This window comes from Micromonospora noduli, assembly GCF_003264365.1.
GTDB classification, from domain to species: domain Bacteria; phylum Actinomycetota; class Actinomycetes; order Mycobacteriales; family Micromonosporaceae; genus Micromonospora; species Micromonospora noduli.
On sequence record NZ_PYAK01000010.1, the window covers coordinates 14,703 to 29,898 of the forward strand.

General features: G+C 72.4%; 16 protein-coding genes. 10 read left to right on the plus strand and 6 right to left on the minus strand.

Features of this window, described 5'->3' with window-relative positions; genetic code table 11:
* Nucleotides 1-47: 47 nt before the first annotated feature.
* Both GUI43_RS10455 and GUI43_RS10460 read right to left on the minus strand, forming a co-directional pair.
* Nucleotides 48-308 carry a YciI family protein gene (locus GUI43_RS10455; protein ID WP_112698679.1) on the minus strand — a complete coding sequence of 87 codons (261 nt, stop codon included), beginning with the start codon at nucleotides 306-308 and terminating at the stop codon, nucleotides 48-50.
* A 134-nt stretch (nucleotides 309-442) separates the two neighbouring features.
* On the minus strand, nucleotides 443-565 hold the full coding sequence (locus tag GUI43_RS10460; protein WP_030490864.1) for a 50S ribosomal protein L36: 123 nt from the start codon (nucleotides 563-565) through the stop codon (nucleotides 443-445).
* A gap of 124 nt (nucleotides 566-689) precedes the next feature.
* On the opposite strand from GUI43_RS10460, the gene GUI43_RS10465 reads away from it, so the two are divergent.
* Nucleotides 690-1,613 carry a lytic polysaccharide monooxygenase auxiliary activity family 9 protein gene (locus GUI43_RS10465; RefSeq protein WP_112698680.1) on the plus strand — a complete coding sequence of 308 codons (924 nt, stop codon included), beginning with the start codon at nucleotides 690-692 and terminating at the stop codon, nucleotides 1,611-1,613.
* Between the two features lie 27 nt (nucleotides 1,614-1,640).
* On the opposite strand, the gene mgrA is transcribed toward GUI43_RS10465, so the two are convergent.
* The gene (gene mgrA, locus GUI43_RS10470) at nucleotides 1,641-2,636 is read right to left on the minus strand and encodes an L-glyceraldehyde 3-phosphate reductase (RefSeq protein WP_112698681.1); all 996 of its coding nucleotides are present in this window, start codon (nucleotides 2,634-2,636) and stop codon (nucleotides 1,641-1,643) included.
* Between the two features lie 70 nt (nucleotides 2,637-2,706).
* Here mgrA and GUI43_RS10475 point away from each other — a divergent pair, with 70 nt between their 5' ends.
* From GUI43_RS10475 to GUI43_RS10510, 8 genes are all read left to right on the plus strand, one after another.
* Nucleotides 2,707-3,687, plus strand: a complete 981-nt coding sequence (locus tag GUI43_RS10475; protein ID WP_112698682.1) for an aldo/keto reductase — start codon at nucleotides 2,707-2,709, stop codon at nucleotides 3,685-3,687.
* A complete protein-coding gene (locus GUI43_RS10480; protein WP_112698683.1) occupies nucleotides 3,684-4,190 on the plus strand; it encodes a hemerythrin domain-containing protein in 507 nt (168 codons plus the stop codon). The genes GUI43_RS10475 and GUI43_RS10480 overlap by 4 nt, the downstream gene beginning before the upstream one ends.
* Nucleotides 4,191-4,244: 54 nt before the next feature.
* Nucleotides 4,245-5,489, plus strand: coding sequence for a sensor histidine kinase (locus GUI43_RS10485; protein WP_112698752.1), 1,245 nt, complete (start codon nucleotides 4,245-4,247; stop codon nucleotides 5,487-5,489).
* Nucleotides 5,486-6,136, plus strand: coding sequence for a response regulator transcription factor (locus GUI43_RS10490; RefSeq protein WP_112582359.1), 651 nt, complete (start codon nucleotides 5,486-5,488; stop codon nucleotides 6,134-6,136). The genes GUI43_RS10485 and GUI43_RS10490 overlap by 4 nt, the downstream gene beginning before the upstream one ends.
* Before the next feature lie 76 nt (nucleotides 6,137-6,212).
* A complete protein-coding gene (locus tag GUI43_RS10495) occupies nucleotides 6,213-7,289 on the plus strand; it encodes a hypothetical protein (RefSeq protein WP_112698684.1) in 1,077 nt (358 codons plus the stop codon).
* A gap of 55 nt (nucleotides 7,290-7,344) precedes the next feature.
* Nucleotides 7,345-8,805: a magnesium chelatase ATPase subunit I gene (locus tag GUI43_RS10500; RefSeq protein WP_112698685.1), complete on the plus strand. Its 1,461-nt coding sequence runs from the start codon at nucleotides 7,345-7,347 to the stop codon at nucleotides 8,803-8,805.
* A 2-nt stretch (nucleotides 8,806-8,807) separates the two neighbouring features.
* Nucleotides 8,808-10,760, plus strand: coding sequence for a VWA domain-containing protein (locus GUI43_RS10505; RefSeq protein WP_112698686.1), 1,953 nt, complete (start codon nucleotides 8,808-8,810; stop codon nucleotides 10,758-10,760).
* Between the two features lie 28 nt (nucleotides 10,761-10,788).
* Nucleotides 10,789-11,253 (plus strand): hypothetical protein, encoded by a 465-nt coding sequence (locus tag GUI43_RS10510; RefSeq protein WP_112601852.1) that lies wholly within the window; start codon nucleotides 10,789-10,791, stop codon nucleotides 11,251-11,253.
* A gap of 231 nt (nucleotides 11,254-11,484) precedes the next feature.
* On the opposite strand, the gene GUI43_RS10515 is transcribed toward GUI43_RS10510, so the two are convergent.
* Nucleotides 11,485-12,474 carry a GlxA family transcriptional regulator gene (locus tag GUI43_RS10515; RefSeq protein WP_428842205.1) on the minus strand — a complete coding sequence of 330 codons (990 nt, stop codon included), beginning with the start codon at nucleotides 12,472-12,474 and terminating at the stop codon, nucleotides 11,485-11,487.
* 19 nt (nucleotides 12,475-12,493) lie between these two features.
* Between GUI43_RS10515 and GUI43_RS10520 the strand changes: the two genes are divergently transcribed.
* Nucleotides 12,494-13,849, plus strand: coding sequence for an MFS transporter (locus tag GUI43_RS10520; protein ID WP_373861180.1), 1,356 nt, complete (start codon nucleotides 12,494-12,496; stop codon nucleotides 13,847-13,849).
* 19 nt (nucleotides 13,850-13,868) lie between these two features.
* Here GUI43_RS10520 and GUI43_RS10525 read toward each other — a convergent pair whose 3' ends face one another.
* Both GUI43_RS10525 and GUI43_RS10530 read right to left on the minus strand, forming a co-directional pair.
* The gene (locus GUI43_RS10525; RefSeq protein WP_112698689.1) at nucleotides 13,869-14,582 is read right to left on the minus strand and encodes an RICIN domain-containing protein; all 714 of its coding nucleotides are present in this window, start codon (nucleotides 14,580-14,582) and stop codon (nucleotides 13,869-13,871) included.
* Between the two features lie 64 nt (nucleotides 14,583-14,646).
* Nucleotides 14,647-15,117: an aminoacyl-tRNA deacylase gene (locus GUI43_RS10530; protein ID WP_181541348.1), complete on the minus strand. Its 471-nt coding sequence runs from the start codon at nucleotides 15,115-15,117 to the stop codon at nucleotides 14,647-14,649.
* Nucleotides 15,118-15,196: the final 79 nt, after the last annotated feature.

Consider the following 15,196-nt stretch of genomic DNA (forward strand, 5'->3'; position numbering starts at 1 on the left):
GGCCGGCCACCCGGACAGTGGCAGCCAGGACATTGTCGAAGCCCTGGCTAACGAACGATCGGTGACCACTCCCGCTGGCTGGCGATCGTCACCCCGGGGGTTCGGTAATAGGGGTCCTCGGCGACGATCGTGGCGAACGCTTCGGCGTCGGGGACGTCGAAGATCAGCAGTGCTCCGGAGTCGTCGGCGAACGGCCCGGCCATGACCAGCCGGCCCTCCTGGTGCAGAGCCTGGAGGCGCTCCCGGTGCGCCGGCCGGGCGGCGAGCCGGTCGGGTTCGTCGCCGAAGGACAGCTCCAAGATGAACACCGGTTCCTCCTCATCGGGTCGACCTTTCGAAGCACCCTAGTCGATCCATCCGCCGAACCGCCTCAGCACGCAAAACGCCCCGACCGGATGACCCGGTCAGGGCGTTGGCGACTAGATGTCCGGTAAGGGCTAAATCAGCCCTGACGGCTCTTCCACTGCGGGTTGGCGCGGTTCACCACGACCACCCGGCCGCGACGGCGGACCACCACCGAACCCGGCTTCTGCTTCAGTGCACGCAACGAGCTACGTACCTTCATCTCTGCCTCCTCGGTGCAAGCGGTTCCGAGTATCGAAACGCCACACCCACCCGCAGGATTCCCGGCCGGTCAGCGTCGAACCTTTGCCGTCTCCCGGCCGTACCAGTGGCTGGAGGTCATCCTCATGCCCGTACGCCGGCTCCTCGCCACGGTGCTGGTCGCTGCCGCGACCGTGCCCGTGGGCGCCACGCCCGCCGCCGCCCACGGCGCCCCGACCGACCCGATCAGTCGCGCGGCGGCCTGCGGCCCCGAGGGTCGGTACGCGGCCACCAGCGCCTGCCGGGCGGCGATCCAGGCCGGCGCGGCGGTACGCGAATGGGACAACGTGCGTGTTTCCACGATCAATGGGCGAGATCGGGAAAGGATCCCGGACGGTGAGCTGTGCAGCGGCGGGCTGTCCGCGTACCGGGGATTGGACCTGCCTCGCACCGACTGGCCCAGCACCACGCTGACCGCCGGCGCGAAGTTCACCTTCCGGTACCGGACCACCATCGAGCACCGGGGCACCTTCCGGCTCTACGTCACCACGCCCGACTACGACCCCCGCAAGAAGCTGACCTGGGGGGATCTGGAATCGCGCCCGTTTCTGACGCTGACCGACCCGCCGGTGCGGGCCGGGGCGTACCAGTTGGCGGGCAGGCTGCCGGCGGGCCGCAGCGGCCGACACCTGATCTACACGATCTGGCAGAACTCCAACACCCCGGACACCTACTACTCCTGCTCCGACGTGGTGTTCCGTGGTGCCACGGCCACCGCCACCCCGGCGAAAGCTGGCGCGACGAAGAGCGCGCCGGCTGCGGCGGGTACCGCTGCGAGTGAGCCGGTCGCCACCGAGCCGGCGGTGGCGGCGGCGGCCGACCCGGGCGTGCCGGTGGCGTCGGTGACCAACCTCGGTGGCCGGTGGCCGGTGCTGGCCGGTGCCGCCGCCGTGCTGGTCCTGGCGCTGCTGCTGATCGGTGCCGGACGGCGACGTCGCAGCGCCGCCGCACCGGTGGGCCGGCAGTGCGAGGTGCGCAACCACCGGGCCGGGCGGCGCCGGATCTGGTGATCCGACCCGCCCGGGACCCGACGGCGTTCAGCCCAGGTGGCGCTCGATCTCGGCCAACTCGTCGACGGTGAAGTCAAGGTTGTCCAGCGCGGCGATGTTCGTCTCCAACTGCTCGACGCTGCTCGCCCCGATGATCAGGCTGGTCATCCGCGGGTCACGCAGCGCCCAGGCCAACGCGAGCTGAGCGAGGGACTGGCCGCGCCGCTCGGCGACCGCGCCGAGCCCACGGATGGTGGCCATCTTCTCCTCGCTGAGGTCGCTCTCGTTGAGGAAGACGCTGGTGCGAACCCGCGAGTCGGCCGGGATGCCGCCCAGGTAACGGTCGGTCAGCAGGCCCTGGGCCAATGGGCTGTACGCGATGCAGCCCGCACCGACCTGCTCCAGCGTGTCGAGCAGGCCGTCGGACTCGGTCCAGCGGTTGAGCATCGAGTACGACGGCTGGTTGATCAGCAGCGGCGTACCCAGCTCGCGCAGGATCGCGGCGGCCCGCGTGGTCTGCTCCGAGTTGTAGTTCGAGATGCCGACGTAGAGCGCCTTGCCCGAGCGGACGATGGCGTCGAGCGCCCCCATCGTTTCCTCAAGCGGGGTGTCCGGGTCGAACCGGTGCGAGTAGAAGATGTCGACGTAGTCCAGCCCCATCCGGCCCAGCGACTGGTCCAGCGAGGAGATCAGGTTCTTGCGCGAGCCCCACTCGCCGTACGGGCCGGGCCACATCAGGTACCCGGCCTTGCTGGAGATGACCAGCTCGTCCCGGTACGGCTTCAGGTCGGTGGCGAGCATCCGGCCGAAGTTCTCCTCCGCCGAACCGGGCGGTGGGCCGTAGTTGTTGGCCAGATCGAAGTGGGTGACACCCAGGTCGAAGGCGCGGCGCACGATGTCGCGCTGCCGTTCGAACGGGCGGTCCGGACCGAAGTTGTGCCACAGCCCGAGCGAGACGGCGGGCAGCCGCAGGCCACTGCGTCCGCTGCGCCGGTAGGTCATGGTGTCGTAGCGGTCATCCGCGGCGAGGTAAGTCACGATCATGAGCCTAGCTCCGGCCCACTGTGGTGCGGATCGGGCGTGGAAACCGGGACATCGGGGTAGTTTCGACGCCATGCGTTTCATTGCGCTCGACACCCCGAAACCGTTGTCCAAGATCGGTTTGGGCACGTGGCAGTTCGGCTCCCGGGAATGGGGGTACGGCCCGGACTTCGAGCGGCAGGCGGCGCAGATCGTCCGGCGGGCCGTGGAGTTGGGCGTGACGGTCTTCGACAGCGCGGAGATCTACGGCTTCGGGCGCAGCGAACGCATCCTCGGCGCGGCCCTCGGCGAAGACCAGCCGAAGGTCGTGGTCGCCAGCAAGATCCTGCCGGTGCTGCCGGTGGCAGCTGTGGTGCAGCAACGGGCGGTCGCCTCGGCGGCCCGGCTCGGCGTCACCAGCATCGACCTCTACCAGGTGCACCAGCCCAACCCGCTGGTCGCCGACCACACCACAATGCGCGGCATGCGGACCCTGCAGGACGTCGGGCTCGTCGGCGAGGTCGGCGTGAGCAACTACGGGCTGCGCCGCTGGCAGGTCGCCGAAGCCGCGCTCGGCCGGCGGGTGCTCAGCAACCAGGTCCGCTACAGCATGCTGGACCGCGCACCCGAGCAGGACCTGCTGCCGTACGCACGGCAGGCCGGGCGGGTGGTCATCGCGTACAGCCCGCTGGCGCAGGGCTTCCTCTCCGGCCGCTACGACGCCAGGAACCCGCCGACCGGTGCGGTCCGGCGCGCCAACCCGTACTTCCTGCCGGAGAACCTGGAACGCGGCGCGGCCCTGATCGACACAGTGCGCCAGGTCGCCGACGCCCACGACGCCACCCCCAGCCAGATCGCGCTGGCCTACCTGCTGCGCCACCCGAACGTGCTCGCCATCCCCGGGGCGTCCGGGGTCGAGCAGATGGAACGCAACGCCGCCGCCGCCGACATCGACCTCGCCGACGACGAGTACACGGCGCTGGCCGAGGCAGCGAGACGCTTCCGCCCGATCACCGGACTCGCCGCGATGCCGGCGATGCTGCGTGCCCGGTTCAGCACACCAACCGGAAAGTGAGCACAGTGGACGACATCACCGCGCTGATCCTGGACGACCACGCCGCCTTCCGGCGTGGCTTCGCCCGCCTCGACGACGCCCGCGACGAGCAGGAGATGCTCGCCGTCTGGGACGCCCTCGCCCTGCACCTGGACATCCACGCCGAGGCGGAAGAGGCGATCCTCTACCCGCACCTGGTCAAGCACGGCGACGACGGCGAGGACGAGACCGCCGACGCGATCGGCGACCACAACAAGATCCGCGACGCCATCGCCGAGGCGAAACTGCACCCGGTCGGCTCGGATCAGTGGTGGGAGGCGGTCGGCACAGCCCGCCGGGAGAACAGCGAACACCTCGCCGAAGAGGAGGACGAGGCGCTGCCCGACTTCCGCCGGCACGCCAGCACCGAACTCCGCGCCGAGCTGGGCCAACGCTGGCTGACCTTCTACGGCGAGCACAAGAACGGCCGCAACCTTCCGTTCCGCGACAAGGACCCGCAGCAGTACGTCGCCGACCACCGCTGAGATCTCCCCGGCACGGGGGAGTTGCCGGCACCGTCCGGGCAGCAGAATGACGAGGTGACCCTCCGAGCGGCGCTGGCCCCGCTGGTCGCCGGCACCACCTGGCGACGCGGCGTGTTCCTGCTGCTCGGCGGAGTGTTGGCGCTGCCGTACGGGCTGCTCGTGGTGACCTTCGCCCAACTGCTCGCCGACTCGGCGATCCCGCGCCCACTGGTCTACGTCCTACTGGTCATCGCCGTGCTGATCGCCGTCGTCCCGTTGCTGGTGGACGGCAGCCGGGCCTTGGAGATCGCCGCCGTCCGGGCGCTGCTCGGCGTCGACCTGCCCGAACCCGCGCCCGGGCATCACGGCGACCGGGAGACCCGGCTGCGTAGCGCCCTCTGGATCGCCACCCACCTCATCGTCGGCGCCCTGGTGATGATCGCGCTGTTCAGCGCCCTGCCGATGGCGCTGGCGTTCATCGCCCAACAGTTCGGCATTGGCACCGAGCTGACCAGCCGGGAACAGTTCGGGCCACTGGACGGGCAGGACAGCGGCTGGCTGACACTGACCGGAGTGCTCCTGCTGGTCGGCCTCGGCTACGCCGTCGCCGGGCTCGGCGCGCTCGCCGGATCCATGGCGCCGGTCCTGCTCGGCCCGGCTCAGGCGGAGCGGATCGCCGCCCTCGAAGCACGGGCCGCCCGGCTCGCCGAACGCAACCGGCTGGCCCGGGAGCTGCACGACTCGGTCGGTCACGCGCTGACCGTGGCCACCCTCCAGGCCGGGGCCGCCCGCGAGGTCCTCGACACCGACCCGGAGTTCGTCCGGCGGGCGCTCACCGCCATCGAGGACGTCGGGCGGACCGCGATGGACGACCTCGACCACGTGCTCGGGCTGCTCCGGGAGAACGGACGCGACCGGCCCGTGGTGGCGCCGCAGCGTACCCTCGCCGACCTGGACCGGTTGGTCACCGACGCCCGCGCGGCCGGCCTGGCCGTGCACGCGCAACGCGCCGGCGACCCGACCCGGGTGCCCGCTGTGGTTTCCCGGGAGGGCTACCGGATCGTCCAGGAAGGACTGACCAACGCCGCCCGGCACGGCCACGGGCCGGTGACGGTACGCCTGGACCTGCACAGCGACGCGCTGGAGCTGGAGCTGGTCAACGCGGTGCGCCACCCCGACCGAGGCCAGCGGGGGCGCGGCGGTCGAGGCCTGGACGGCATGCGGGAGCGGGTGCTGCTGCTCGGCGGCCAGCTCACAGTGGGCCCCGACGGCGACCGGTGGCTGATCCGGGCCCGCCTGCCGTACGAGGAGACGACATGACCACAGGGGTGCTGATCGTCGACGACGACGAGCTGATCCGGGTGGGGCTGCGGGCCATCATCGACGCCCAACCCGACCTGCACGTGCTCGCCGAGGCCGCGGACGGCGCCGAGGTGCCGCCGCTGGTCGCCCGGCACCGGCCCGACGTGGTGCTGATGGACGTGCGGATGCCCGGCATCGACGGCATCCAGGCCACCCGGCACCTGCTGGCCACCTCCGCCGACCCGCCCCGGGTGCTGGTGGTCACCACCTTCGCCAACGACGAGTACGTCTACGAGGCGCTGCGCGCCGGCGCCTCGGGGTTCCTGCTCAAACGGGCCCGGCCCGCCGAGGTGGTGGAGGCGGTCCGGGTGGTCGCGGCCGGCGAGTCACTGCTCTTCCCGGCCGCGATCCGCCAACTGGTCGGCGCGTACGGGCCGACGGGCGGCGACCGGTTGAGCGCCGCCCGGCTCACCGAACGCGAGGCCGAGGTGCTGCGGTTGATGACCACCGGCCGGTCCAACCCGGAGATCGCCGCGCACCTGGTGGTCGGGGTGGAGACGGTCAAGACGCACGTCGGCAACGTGCTGGCCAAGCTGGGCGTCCGCGACCGTACGCAGGCGGTCATCGCCGCCTACGAGTCCGGCTTCGTCACCCCGTCCGGCTGATCGGTCCCTCCGCCGGGGGAGCGGGTTCACCGCCGGCCGGGAGGGAACCCGGCGGCTGTCCGCCGAGGCTGAGAGCATGACAACGATCACTGCCTCCCCGTCCCGTACCGACTCCCGCTGGCCGGACCGGCTCGCCCCACTGGCCGCCGGTTGGCTCGGCCTGTGGGGCGTGCTCGCCCTGATCGGCACGCTCACCGGCGCCGGCTACCCGTTCGGCCCGAACGACCCCCACGGCGGCGACGTCAGCCTGCTCCGCCTGGTGCCGGTGGAGGTGGCCACCCCGCTCTTCGCCGGCGTGCTGCTCACCGCCGCGGTGGCCGCCCTGGCGATGAGCCGCCCGGCGGCGCGGCCACCCGGCCCGCTGCGGGCTCTGCTCGCCGGCTACGGCTGGGCGGTCGCGTTCGTGCTCGTCCTGGTCGTGCCGGATGTCCGAGTGCTGATCGTTCTCGGTTACCTGCCGATACTGATCGGCGGGGCGCCGTTCGGCTGGCCACCGATCGACTACTCCGACGTCTTCAACTGGGCGCTGTTCGGCAGGTTCGCGGCGCTGGCCGGCGGGCTGCTGCTGGTCGGGGCGGTGCTCACCTGGCAGCGACGTACCGCCGGGGCCTGCGTCGGCTGCGGCCGCGCCGAGACCGGCCAGCGGTGGACCACCCCGGCCGGCGCCAGCCGCTGGGGCCGGTGGGCCGCCGGCATCGCCGCGGCCATCCCATTCACGTACGCGTTGACCCGGTTCGCCTGGGCGGCCGGCATCCCGCTGGGCATCTCCCGCGAGTTCCTGACCGAGATGCAGGACAGCGGGCTGGTCTGGGCCGGGTTCGGGCTGGCCGCGTTCGCCACCGTCGGCGCGATCCTCACTCTCGGCCTGGTGCAACGCTGGGGCGAGCGGTTCCCGCGCTGGATGTTCGGGCTCGCCGGCCTGCGGGTGCCAGTGAAGCTGGCCGTGGTGCCGGCCACCCTGGTCGCCATCTCCGTGACCGCGGCCTCGCTGGGGCTGCTCAGCAACCCGAAGTTCTGGGAACTCACCGGCGGGCTCAGCATTACCGGGGCGCCGATGCTGCTCTGGCCGGTGTGGGGCGTGGCGCTCGGCGCGGCCACCTACGCGTACCACCTGCGCCGCCGCGGCACCTGCCAGCGGTGCGACCGGGGCTGAGCGGGAGCGGGGGTGCCCCCTGATGCCCGGGGCACCCCTGCGAAGGTGAGCTAGCGTGGGTCGGGTGACTGCGCCTACCCCGGTAATCCCGGTTCCACCGGCCGACCTGCCCGGCACGCTCGGCGCGCTACGGGCGGCCGGTCACCAGTACCGCACCGTCAAGCAGGAACTCCGCGACAACCTCCTCGCCCGGATGCGCTCCGGCGAGACCCGTTTCCCCGGCATCGTCGGCTACGACGACACAGTGCTGCCCGAGGTCGAGCGGGCCCTGCTCGCCGGGCACGACATGGTGCTGCTCGGCGAGCGCGGCCAGGGCAAGACCCGGCTGATCCGCTCGCTGGGCGCGTTGCTCGACGAGTGGACCCCCGTGCTGCCCGGCTCGGTGCTCAACGAGCACCCGATGCACCCGCTCACCCCGGCGTCCCGCGCCCAGGTCGCCGAGGCCGGCGACGAGCTGCCGATCGGCTGGCTGCACCGGTCGATGCGGTACGGCGAGAAGTTGGCCACACCGGACACCAGCGTCGGCGACCTGATCGGTGACGTTGACCCGATCCGGATCGCCCAGGGTCGTACCCTCGGTGACCCGGAGACCATCCACTTCGGGTTGGTGCCGCGCACCAACCGGGGCATCTTCGCCGTGAACGAGCTGCCCGACCTGGCCGAGCGCATCCAGGTGGCGCTGCTCAACGTGCTGGAGGAGCGGGACATCCAGGTCCGCGGCTACCAGCTGCGCCTGCCACTGGACCTGCTCCTGGTGGCCAGCGCCAACCCGGAGGACTACACCAACCGGGGCCGGATCATCACCCCACTCAAGGACCGGTTCGGCGCGGAGATCCGCACCCACTACCCGGTCGACCTGGAGTTGGAGCTGGCGCTGATCCGCCAGGAGGCCGACCTGGTCGCCGAGGTGCCGGGGCACGTGCTGGAGGTGCTGGCCCGCTTCGCCCGCGCCGTCCGGGAGTCGCCGTCGGTGGACCCGCGCTCCGGTGTCTCCGCCCGATTCGCCATCGCCGCCGCCGAGACGGTGGCCGGTGCCGCGTTGCGCCGCGCCGGTCTGCTCGCCGCCTCCGACACGCCGGACGGACGTTCCGAGGCGGCCGTTGCCCGCATCGGTGACGCGGTGTCGGTGACCAGCACGCTGCGCGGCAAGGTCGAGTTCGAGAGCGGCGAGGAGGGCCGGGAGACCGAGATCCTCGCGCACCTGCTGCGTACCGCGACCGCCGAGACGTTCCGGGCCCACCTGGCCGGGCTGGACCTGTCCGGGTTCACCGCCCTGGTCGAGGACGGCGCCGCGATCGAGACCGGCGAGTTGGTCAGCGCCGCCGAGCTGCTGCGCCAGGTCGGCACCGTACCCGGGTTGGCGAAGGTTCTGGACCGGCTCGACCTGGGCGACGCGCCCACCTCCGAGGAGGCTGCCGCCGCCATCGAGTTCGTGCTGGAAGGGCTGCACCTCACCCGCCGGCTCGGCAAGGACGTCACCGACTCGGGGCGCACCGTCTACGGCGGCCGGGGCTGACCATGGCCGGCAACCGGTTCCGTTACGGGCAGTGGAACGGCGGGCCCGATCCGCTCGCACCCCCGTACGACGTGCGTGAGGCGGTGGACGCGGTCGGTGCCGAGGTGCTGGCCGGCGGCAGCCTGCGGGAGGCGCTGCGTGACCTGCTGCGCCGTGGCCCGCAGGGACGGGGTGGTCTGGACGACCTGGCGGCCCGGGCTCGGCGGCTGCGTCGGGAGGCGCTGCGCAGGGGCGACCTGGACGGGGCGGTGACCCGGGCCCAGGCCCTGCTCGACCAGGCCCTCGCCGCCGAGCGGGACGAGCTGCGGGGTCGCGACGACGACGCCGCGCGGTTCGCCGAGGCGGTGCTGGACAATCTGCCGCGCTCGACGGCGCGGGCGGTGGAGGAGCTGTCCGGCTACCAGTGGGCCAGCGACGACGCCCGCCGCTCGTACCAGCAGATCCTCGATCAACTCCGCGACGACGTGCTCGGTCAGCGCTTCGCCGGGCTGCGCGACGCGGTGCGCGCCTCCGCCGATCCGGCCGCCCAGCAGCGGCTCGCCGAGATGATGGGCGACCTGAACGACCTGCTCGCCCGGCACGGTCGCGCGGAGGACACCACCGACGCGTTCGCCGAGTTCATGCGCCGACATGGCGACTTCTTCCCGGAGAGGCCGGAGAACGTCGACGAGTTGATCGACGTGCTGGCCCGCCGGGCGGCGGCCGGTGAGCGGCTGATGAACTCGCTCTCCGAGCGGCAGCGCGCCGAGCTGGCCGGCCTCATGCAGCAGTCGCTCGGCGACCGCCTCGCGGGGGAGTTGTCAGCGCTCGACGCGAACCTGCGCGCGCTGCGACCCGATCTGCGTTGGGGGCGGGGTGAGCGGGTCCGCGGCGACCAGCCGCTGGACTACGCCGACGCGGCCGGCGCGCTGGGTGAGATCGGCGACCTGGACGACCTGCTGGACCAGCTCGACCAGGAACACCCGGGGGCGACCCTCGACGACGTGGACGTCGACGCGGTGGCGCGCACGCTGGGCCGGGACGCGGCCGACGACGTTCGCCGGCTGCGCGATCTGGAGCGGGAGCTGCGCCGCCAGGGTTGGGTCAGCCGGGACGCGGAGGGGCTCACACTGAGCCCGAAGGCGCTGCGCCGGCTCGGCGGGACCGCGCTGCGGCAGGTCTTCGCGGAGCTGACCGCCGGGCCACGCGGCCAGCACGACCTGCGCTCGGCCGGTGCGGCGGGCGAGGTCAGCGGCGCGTCCAGGCCCTGGCAGTACGGCGATGAGCAACCGTTGGACGTGGTCCGCACGTTGACCCGGGCGGTCAGTCGGGCCGGGCCGACGGTCCCGGTGCAGCTCGTGGTGGACGACTTCGAGGTGGTGGAGACCGAGAGGCGGGCCTCGGCCGCTGTGGTGCTCTGCGTCGACCTGTCGTACTCGATGATCTCTCAGGGTCGTTGGGGGCCGATGAAGCAGACGGCGCTGGCGCTGGCACACCTGATGGAGACGCGCTTCCCTCAGGACGCTTTGCAGATCGTGGGCTTCGGCCGGGAGGCGATGACGCTCACCCAGCAGGAGTTGGCGGCCGTGGAGCCGGACATGGAGCAGGGCACCAACCTCCAGCACGCGTTGCGGTTGGCGGGCCGGCACCTACGGCGGCACCCGGACGCCGAGCCGATCGTGCTGGTGGTCACCGACGGCGAGCCGACCGCGCACCTGGACCCGAACGACGGGGAGGCGCTGTTCCACTGGCCGCCGCTGCCGGAGACGATCGAGGCGACGGTCCGCGAGGTGGACCGGCTGAGCCGCTACGGTGCCACGCTCAACCTGTTCATGCTCGGCGACGACCCGGGCCTGCGGCGCTTCGTCGACGCGGTGGCCCGCCGCAGCCGGGGCCGCATGTTCACCCCGGACACCGACGACCTGGGCGAGTACGTGGTCAGCGACTACCTCCGCTCCCGCCAATCCCGCCGCTAACTCCCGGTGGGACAGGTTGACTGGGGGGATGGAGAGCGGGGGAATGCGGCGGGCTTACGGTGCCCTGTTCGCGGAGGTCGACGCTGGCGGGTTCGGTCCGGCTCCGGAGGGGCAGCTCAGTGCCGAGCAGATCGTCGCGCATCTGGTCGCCAACGACGAGCTGATGATCCAGGCCACCGAGGCGTTGCTGGCCGGGTCGCCGTTCGCCTACTACGAGTTGGCGGAGGACATGCACCGCCCGCAGCTCGACGCGCTCGCCGCCGAACAGGGTGGTCTGCGTGGCCTGACCGCGCTGCTGCACGGCACCAGCGACCGGCTGTGCGGGCTGGTCGACCAGCTCGGCCTGGCGGCGGAGACCCCGGTCGAGACGCACCTACGCGAGGGCTTCGACCTCATCGTCGACGAGCCACTGCCCTGGTCCCGAACCCTGGACCTGCACACCCGGGTGCACCTGCCCAAGCACCAGTCCCAACTGCACCTGCTCCGCTCGTAAGAGTGCCGGCCGCCGGCATGTAGGTCTGATGAGCGGTATACCTGTGAGTCATAAATATGACTCACAGGTATACCGCTCGTCGCAGTGATGCCTCCGGCAGGACCATCGGGTCACGTGCCAGTGCCTTGCCGGTGTGGGCGGCGGGAGGGAGCCGGCAGCATCGAATGCCCGGCCTGGACGGCTGGCCCTGCGAGTGGCTGGCCCTGCGAGCGGCGGGTGGCGGGTGGCGGATCAGCTTTCGACCAGCTCGGGGCGGGGGTGGAAGGTGCGGCGGTAGGTGGACGGGGCCACGCCGATGCGTTGGTGGAGTTGCTGGCGCAGGGCGGCGGTGGTGCCGAAACCACAGCGGTGGGCGATCTGGTCGACGGTGAGGTCGGTCGTCTCCAGCAGCAGTCTCGCGTGGTCGGTGCGCTGTTGCAGCAGCCACTGGGCCGGGCTCAGGCCGGTCTCTGACCGGAAGCGTCGGGTGAAGGTACGCACGCTCATCCGCGCCTGCTCGGCCAGGTCGCGCAGCGCGATCGGTTCGTGCAGCCGCTGCCGCGCCCACTCCCGGGCTCCCGCCGTGCTGGTGTCGGTCGCCTTCGGCACCGGCTGCTCGATGTACTGCGCCTGACCGCCGTCGCGCCACGGTGGCATCACGCAGCGGCGGGCCGCCCGGTTGGCCACCTCGCTGCCATGGTCGAGGCGGATGACGTGCAGGCAGAGGTCGATGCCGGCGGCGACTCCGGCCGAGGTGAGCACCCGGTCGTCGGCGATGAAGAGCACACCCGGATCGAGGTCCACCCGGTCGTGCAGGCGGCGGAACCGCTCGGCGTACGCCCAGTGGGTGGTCGCCCGCCGTCCGTCGAGGAGCCCGGCGGCGGCGAGCACGAACGCCCCGGTGCAGATGGACATGATCCGTGCGCCCCGCTCGTACGCCGCGCGCAGCGCCTCGGTCACCTCCGGCTCGACGGTGCCCGCTGTCAACGCGGTGCCGTCGTGGATGCCCGGGACGATCACGGTTTCCGCTGTGTCGAGCAGCTCCAGACCGTGGTCGGGCATCACCTGAAAGCCGGCGGTGCTGCGCACCGGCCGCCCGCCCGGGGTGCACACCCGGACGTCGTAGAAGGGTGTCCCGTCGGCGGCCCGGGCCGTGCTGAAGACCTGGGACGGGGTGCCCAGGTCCAGGCCGACCACCTGGTGCAGGGCGAGTACGGCGATCCGGTGCGGGCCAGTGCTCATGGCCCGATTATTGCGCATGATGGCTTTCCGGCCACTCGTCGAGGTGTGTGGCCCGGCTCAGACTGGTCCCGTGACCAAGAACCGACGTCTGCATCCCGCCTGGCTGGTCGCCGCCGTCGCCTTCGTGGCGCTGGTTGGCGCGGCCGGCTTCCGCGCCACCCCGTCGGTGCTGCTGCACCCGCTGCACGAGGAGTTCGACTGGCCGCTGGCCACGATCTCCGCGGCCGTCTCGGTCAACCTGCTGCTCTACGGGCTCACCGCGCCGTTCGCGGCCGCCCTGATGGACCGGTTCGGCATCCGCCGGGTGGTCTCGGTGGCGTTGCTGCTGGTCGCCGCGGGCAGCGGGCTGACGGTCTTCATGACCGCCAGCTGGCAGCTCCTGCTCTGCTGGGGTGTGCTGGTGGGGCTGGGCACCGGCTCGATGGCGCTGGCGTTCGTGGCCACCGTCACCGGCCGTTGGTTCGTCCACCGACGGGGCCTGGTAACCGGAGTGCTGACCGCCGGCGGGGCGGCCGGGCAACTGGTCTTCCTGCCACTGGTCGCCATCCTGGTACGCGACCACGGCTGGCGTAGCGCCGCACTCGTGGTGGCCGTGGCGGCGCTGGCCGTCGTACCCCTGGTGGTGTGGCTGCTACGCGAGCACCCGGCGGATCTCGGCCTGCCCGCCTATGGGGCGACCGAGGTCGTCGCGGCGCCGCCGGCGACCGGCGGCGCGGCGACCCGGGCGCTCGGCGCGCTGGCCACCGCGGCCCGGACCCGACCGTTCTGGCTGCTGGCCGGAGGTTTCGCGATCTGCGGGGCGACCACCAACGGCCTGGTCGGTACGCACTTCGTGCCGGCCGCGCACGACCACGGCATGGCCCAGACCACAGCGGCCGGGTTGCTCGCCCTGGTGGGGCTCTTCGACATCGTCGGCACGATCGCCTCCGGCTGGCTCACCGACCGGGTGGACAGCCGGTTGCTGCTCGGCATGTACTACGCGCTGCGCGGGTTGTCCCTGCTGGTGCTGCCGAGCCTCTTCTCCGGCACCGCCGAGCCGAGCATGCTGGTGTTCATCGTCTTCTACGGCCTGGACTGGGTGGCCACAGTGCCGCCGACGGTGGCTCTGTGCCGGGAGTACTTCGGTGGCGCCGGAGCGGTGGTGTTCGGCTGGGTGTTCGCCGCGCACCAGCTCGGCGCGGCGGTCGCCGCAACCGGCGCGGGGCTGGTCCGGGACCGGCTGGGCGACTACGCGATGGCCTGGTACGTGGCGGGCGCGCTGTCGATCGGCGCGGCCGGACTGTCGTTGCTGCTGCGCCGCCGACCGGGCCGAGGCGTGCCGGAGGCCGTGCTGGTCGCCGCGACCGCCCCCAGGGCGTGGAGCTTCCGCGGCTGAACAGCGATGCGTCGGCCGGTCAGCTCACTGTCCACTGCTGGGCCGGCCGGCCGTCGCAGGAACGCTGCCGGATGTCATCGCCGGCCTCGACGGCGTCGTCGTCTGCCTGGGCGCACTTGTTGCTGTGCGCGGCGATGAGCAGCACCGCGCTGGTGCCGGTCCCGCCGAACCGCCACTGCTGGTTGGCCCCACCGTGGCAGGGGAACTGGAGCAACCGCGCGCCGTCGTCCCGACTGCCACCCTCGACGTCGAGGCACTGCCCGTACGCGGCGTTGGTCAACGTCAGCACGCCCGTGCCGGCCGGGCTGACCACCCACTGCTGCTCCGGGGCGCCGGTGCACACGGCCAACTCGGCCTCCGCCTCCTTACCGTCACCGTCGAGCCCCAGGCACAGGCCCGAGGCGGCGCGCAGCACCCGGGGCCCGGTGGGCGGGGCGGCCGGCGTGCTGGCCGACGGGGTAGGTGACGACTCGGCCGGTGCGGTAGGGCTCGGCTCGCCGGCCGGTTCGCTGGGTTGCGCCGCGCTGGACGGCGTACCGACCGACGCCGGCACCGACGGCTCGTCGTCACCGTCGAGCAGCCCGGTGGCGAAGACGACCCCCAGGAGTACGCCGACGGCCCCGACCGCCACCGCGACCCGCAGCAACGGATCAGCCAGCGGGCCGGAGCGCGGTGCCCGGTGACCGCCGTAGACGGTGCCGGCGGGGTCGGGACGTTCCTCGGGCGCTGACATACGCGCCATCCTCGCCCACGACGTCGCGCCGGAGCCAGCCCGGCGGTGCGGGGGTCGGCGAGGCTCAGCGGGTGGGCTGCGGGTCGGTGACGTCGGCCACTGTGGCGTCGAGAGCGGCGATCGCGGCGTCGGCGTCGATCGCGATGGCGAGACCGCGCTCGCCGGCGCCCAGGGTGATCTCCCGGCCGCGCAGTCGCTCGTCGGCGACCACCGGCCAGGCCGTGCTCGCGCCGAACGGGGTGATGGTGCCGCGTTCGTAACCGGTGGCGGCCAGGGCGCCCGCCGCGTCCGGCATGGAGAGCCGGTGCACCCCGAGCAGGGCACGCAGCTTGGGCCAGGAGATGACCCGGTCGCCGGGGGTGAGCACGAACAGGTGATCGTCTTCACCACGGCGAACCACGATCGTCTTGACCACGTCGGGAACGGCCACACCGCGGACCGCGGCGGCCTCCGCGAGACTGCCGACCGCACCGTGGCTGACCAGCCGATACGGCAGTTGGGCGGCGTCCAGGGCGGTGATCGCTGGCGATGGCATGCCCGCCACGGTAGCCGTCGGGCCTGCCACCGGACGGGAAACTGCCACGGCCGACATCCCACGGTTTTCAAACGGCGAG

Bases quoted from the DNA above. Each gene is read 5' to 3' on its own strand.
- GUI43_RS10460 (WP_030490864.1), bottom strand. From the start codon at position 565: ATGAAGGTACGTAGCTCGTTGCGTGCACTGAAGCAGAAGCCGGGTTCG.
- GUI43_RS10465 (WP_112698680.1), top strand. From the start codon at position 690: ATGCCCGTACGCCGGCTCCTCGCCACGGTGCTGGTCGCTGCCGCGACC.
- mgrA (WP_112698681.1), bottom strand. From the start codon at position 2,636: ATGATCGTGACTTACCTCGCCGCGGATGACCGCTACGACACCATGACC.
- GUI43_RS10475 (WP_112698682.1), top strand. From the start codon at position 2,707: ATGCGTTTCATTGCGCTCGACACCCCGAAACCGTTGTCCAAGATCGGT.
- GUI43_RS10490 (WP_112582359.1), top strand. From the start codon at position 5,486: ATGACCACAGGGGTGCTGATCGTCGACGACGACGAGCTGATCCGGGTG.
- GUI43_RS10495 (WP_112698684.1), top strand. From the start codon at position 6,213: ATGACAACGATCACTGCCTCCCCGTCCCGTACCGACTCCCGCTGGCCG.
- GUI43_RS10505 (WP_112698686.1), top strand. From the start codon at position 8,808: ATGGCCGGCAACCGGTTCCGTTACGGGCAGTGGAACGGCGGGCCCGAT.
- GUI43_RS10510 (WP_112601852.1), top strand. From the start codon at position 10,789: ATGGAGAGCGGGGGAATGCGGCGGGCTTACGGTGCCCTGTTCGCGGAG.
- GUI43_RS10515 (WP_428842205.1), bottom strand. From the start codon at position 12,474: ATGAGCACTGGCCCGCACCGGATCGCCGTACTCGCCCTGCACCAGGTG.
- GUI43_RS10520 (WP_373861180.1), top strand. From the start codon at position 12,494: ATGGCTTTCCGGCCACTCGTCGAGGTGTGTGGCCCGGCTCAGACTGGT.
- GUI43_RS10525 (WP_112698689.1), bottom strand. From the start codon at position 14,582: ATGTCAGCGCCCGAGGAACGTCCCGACCCCGCCGGCACCGTCTACGGC.
- GUI43_RS10530 (WP_181541348.1), bottom strand. From the start codon at position 15,117: ATGCCATCGCCAGCGATCACCGCCCTGGACGCCGCCCAACTGCCGTAT.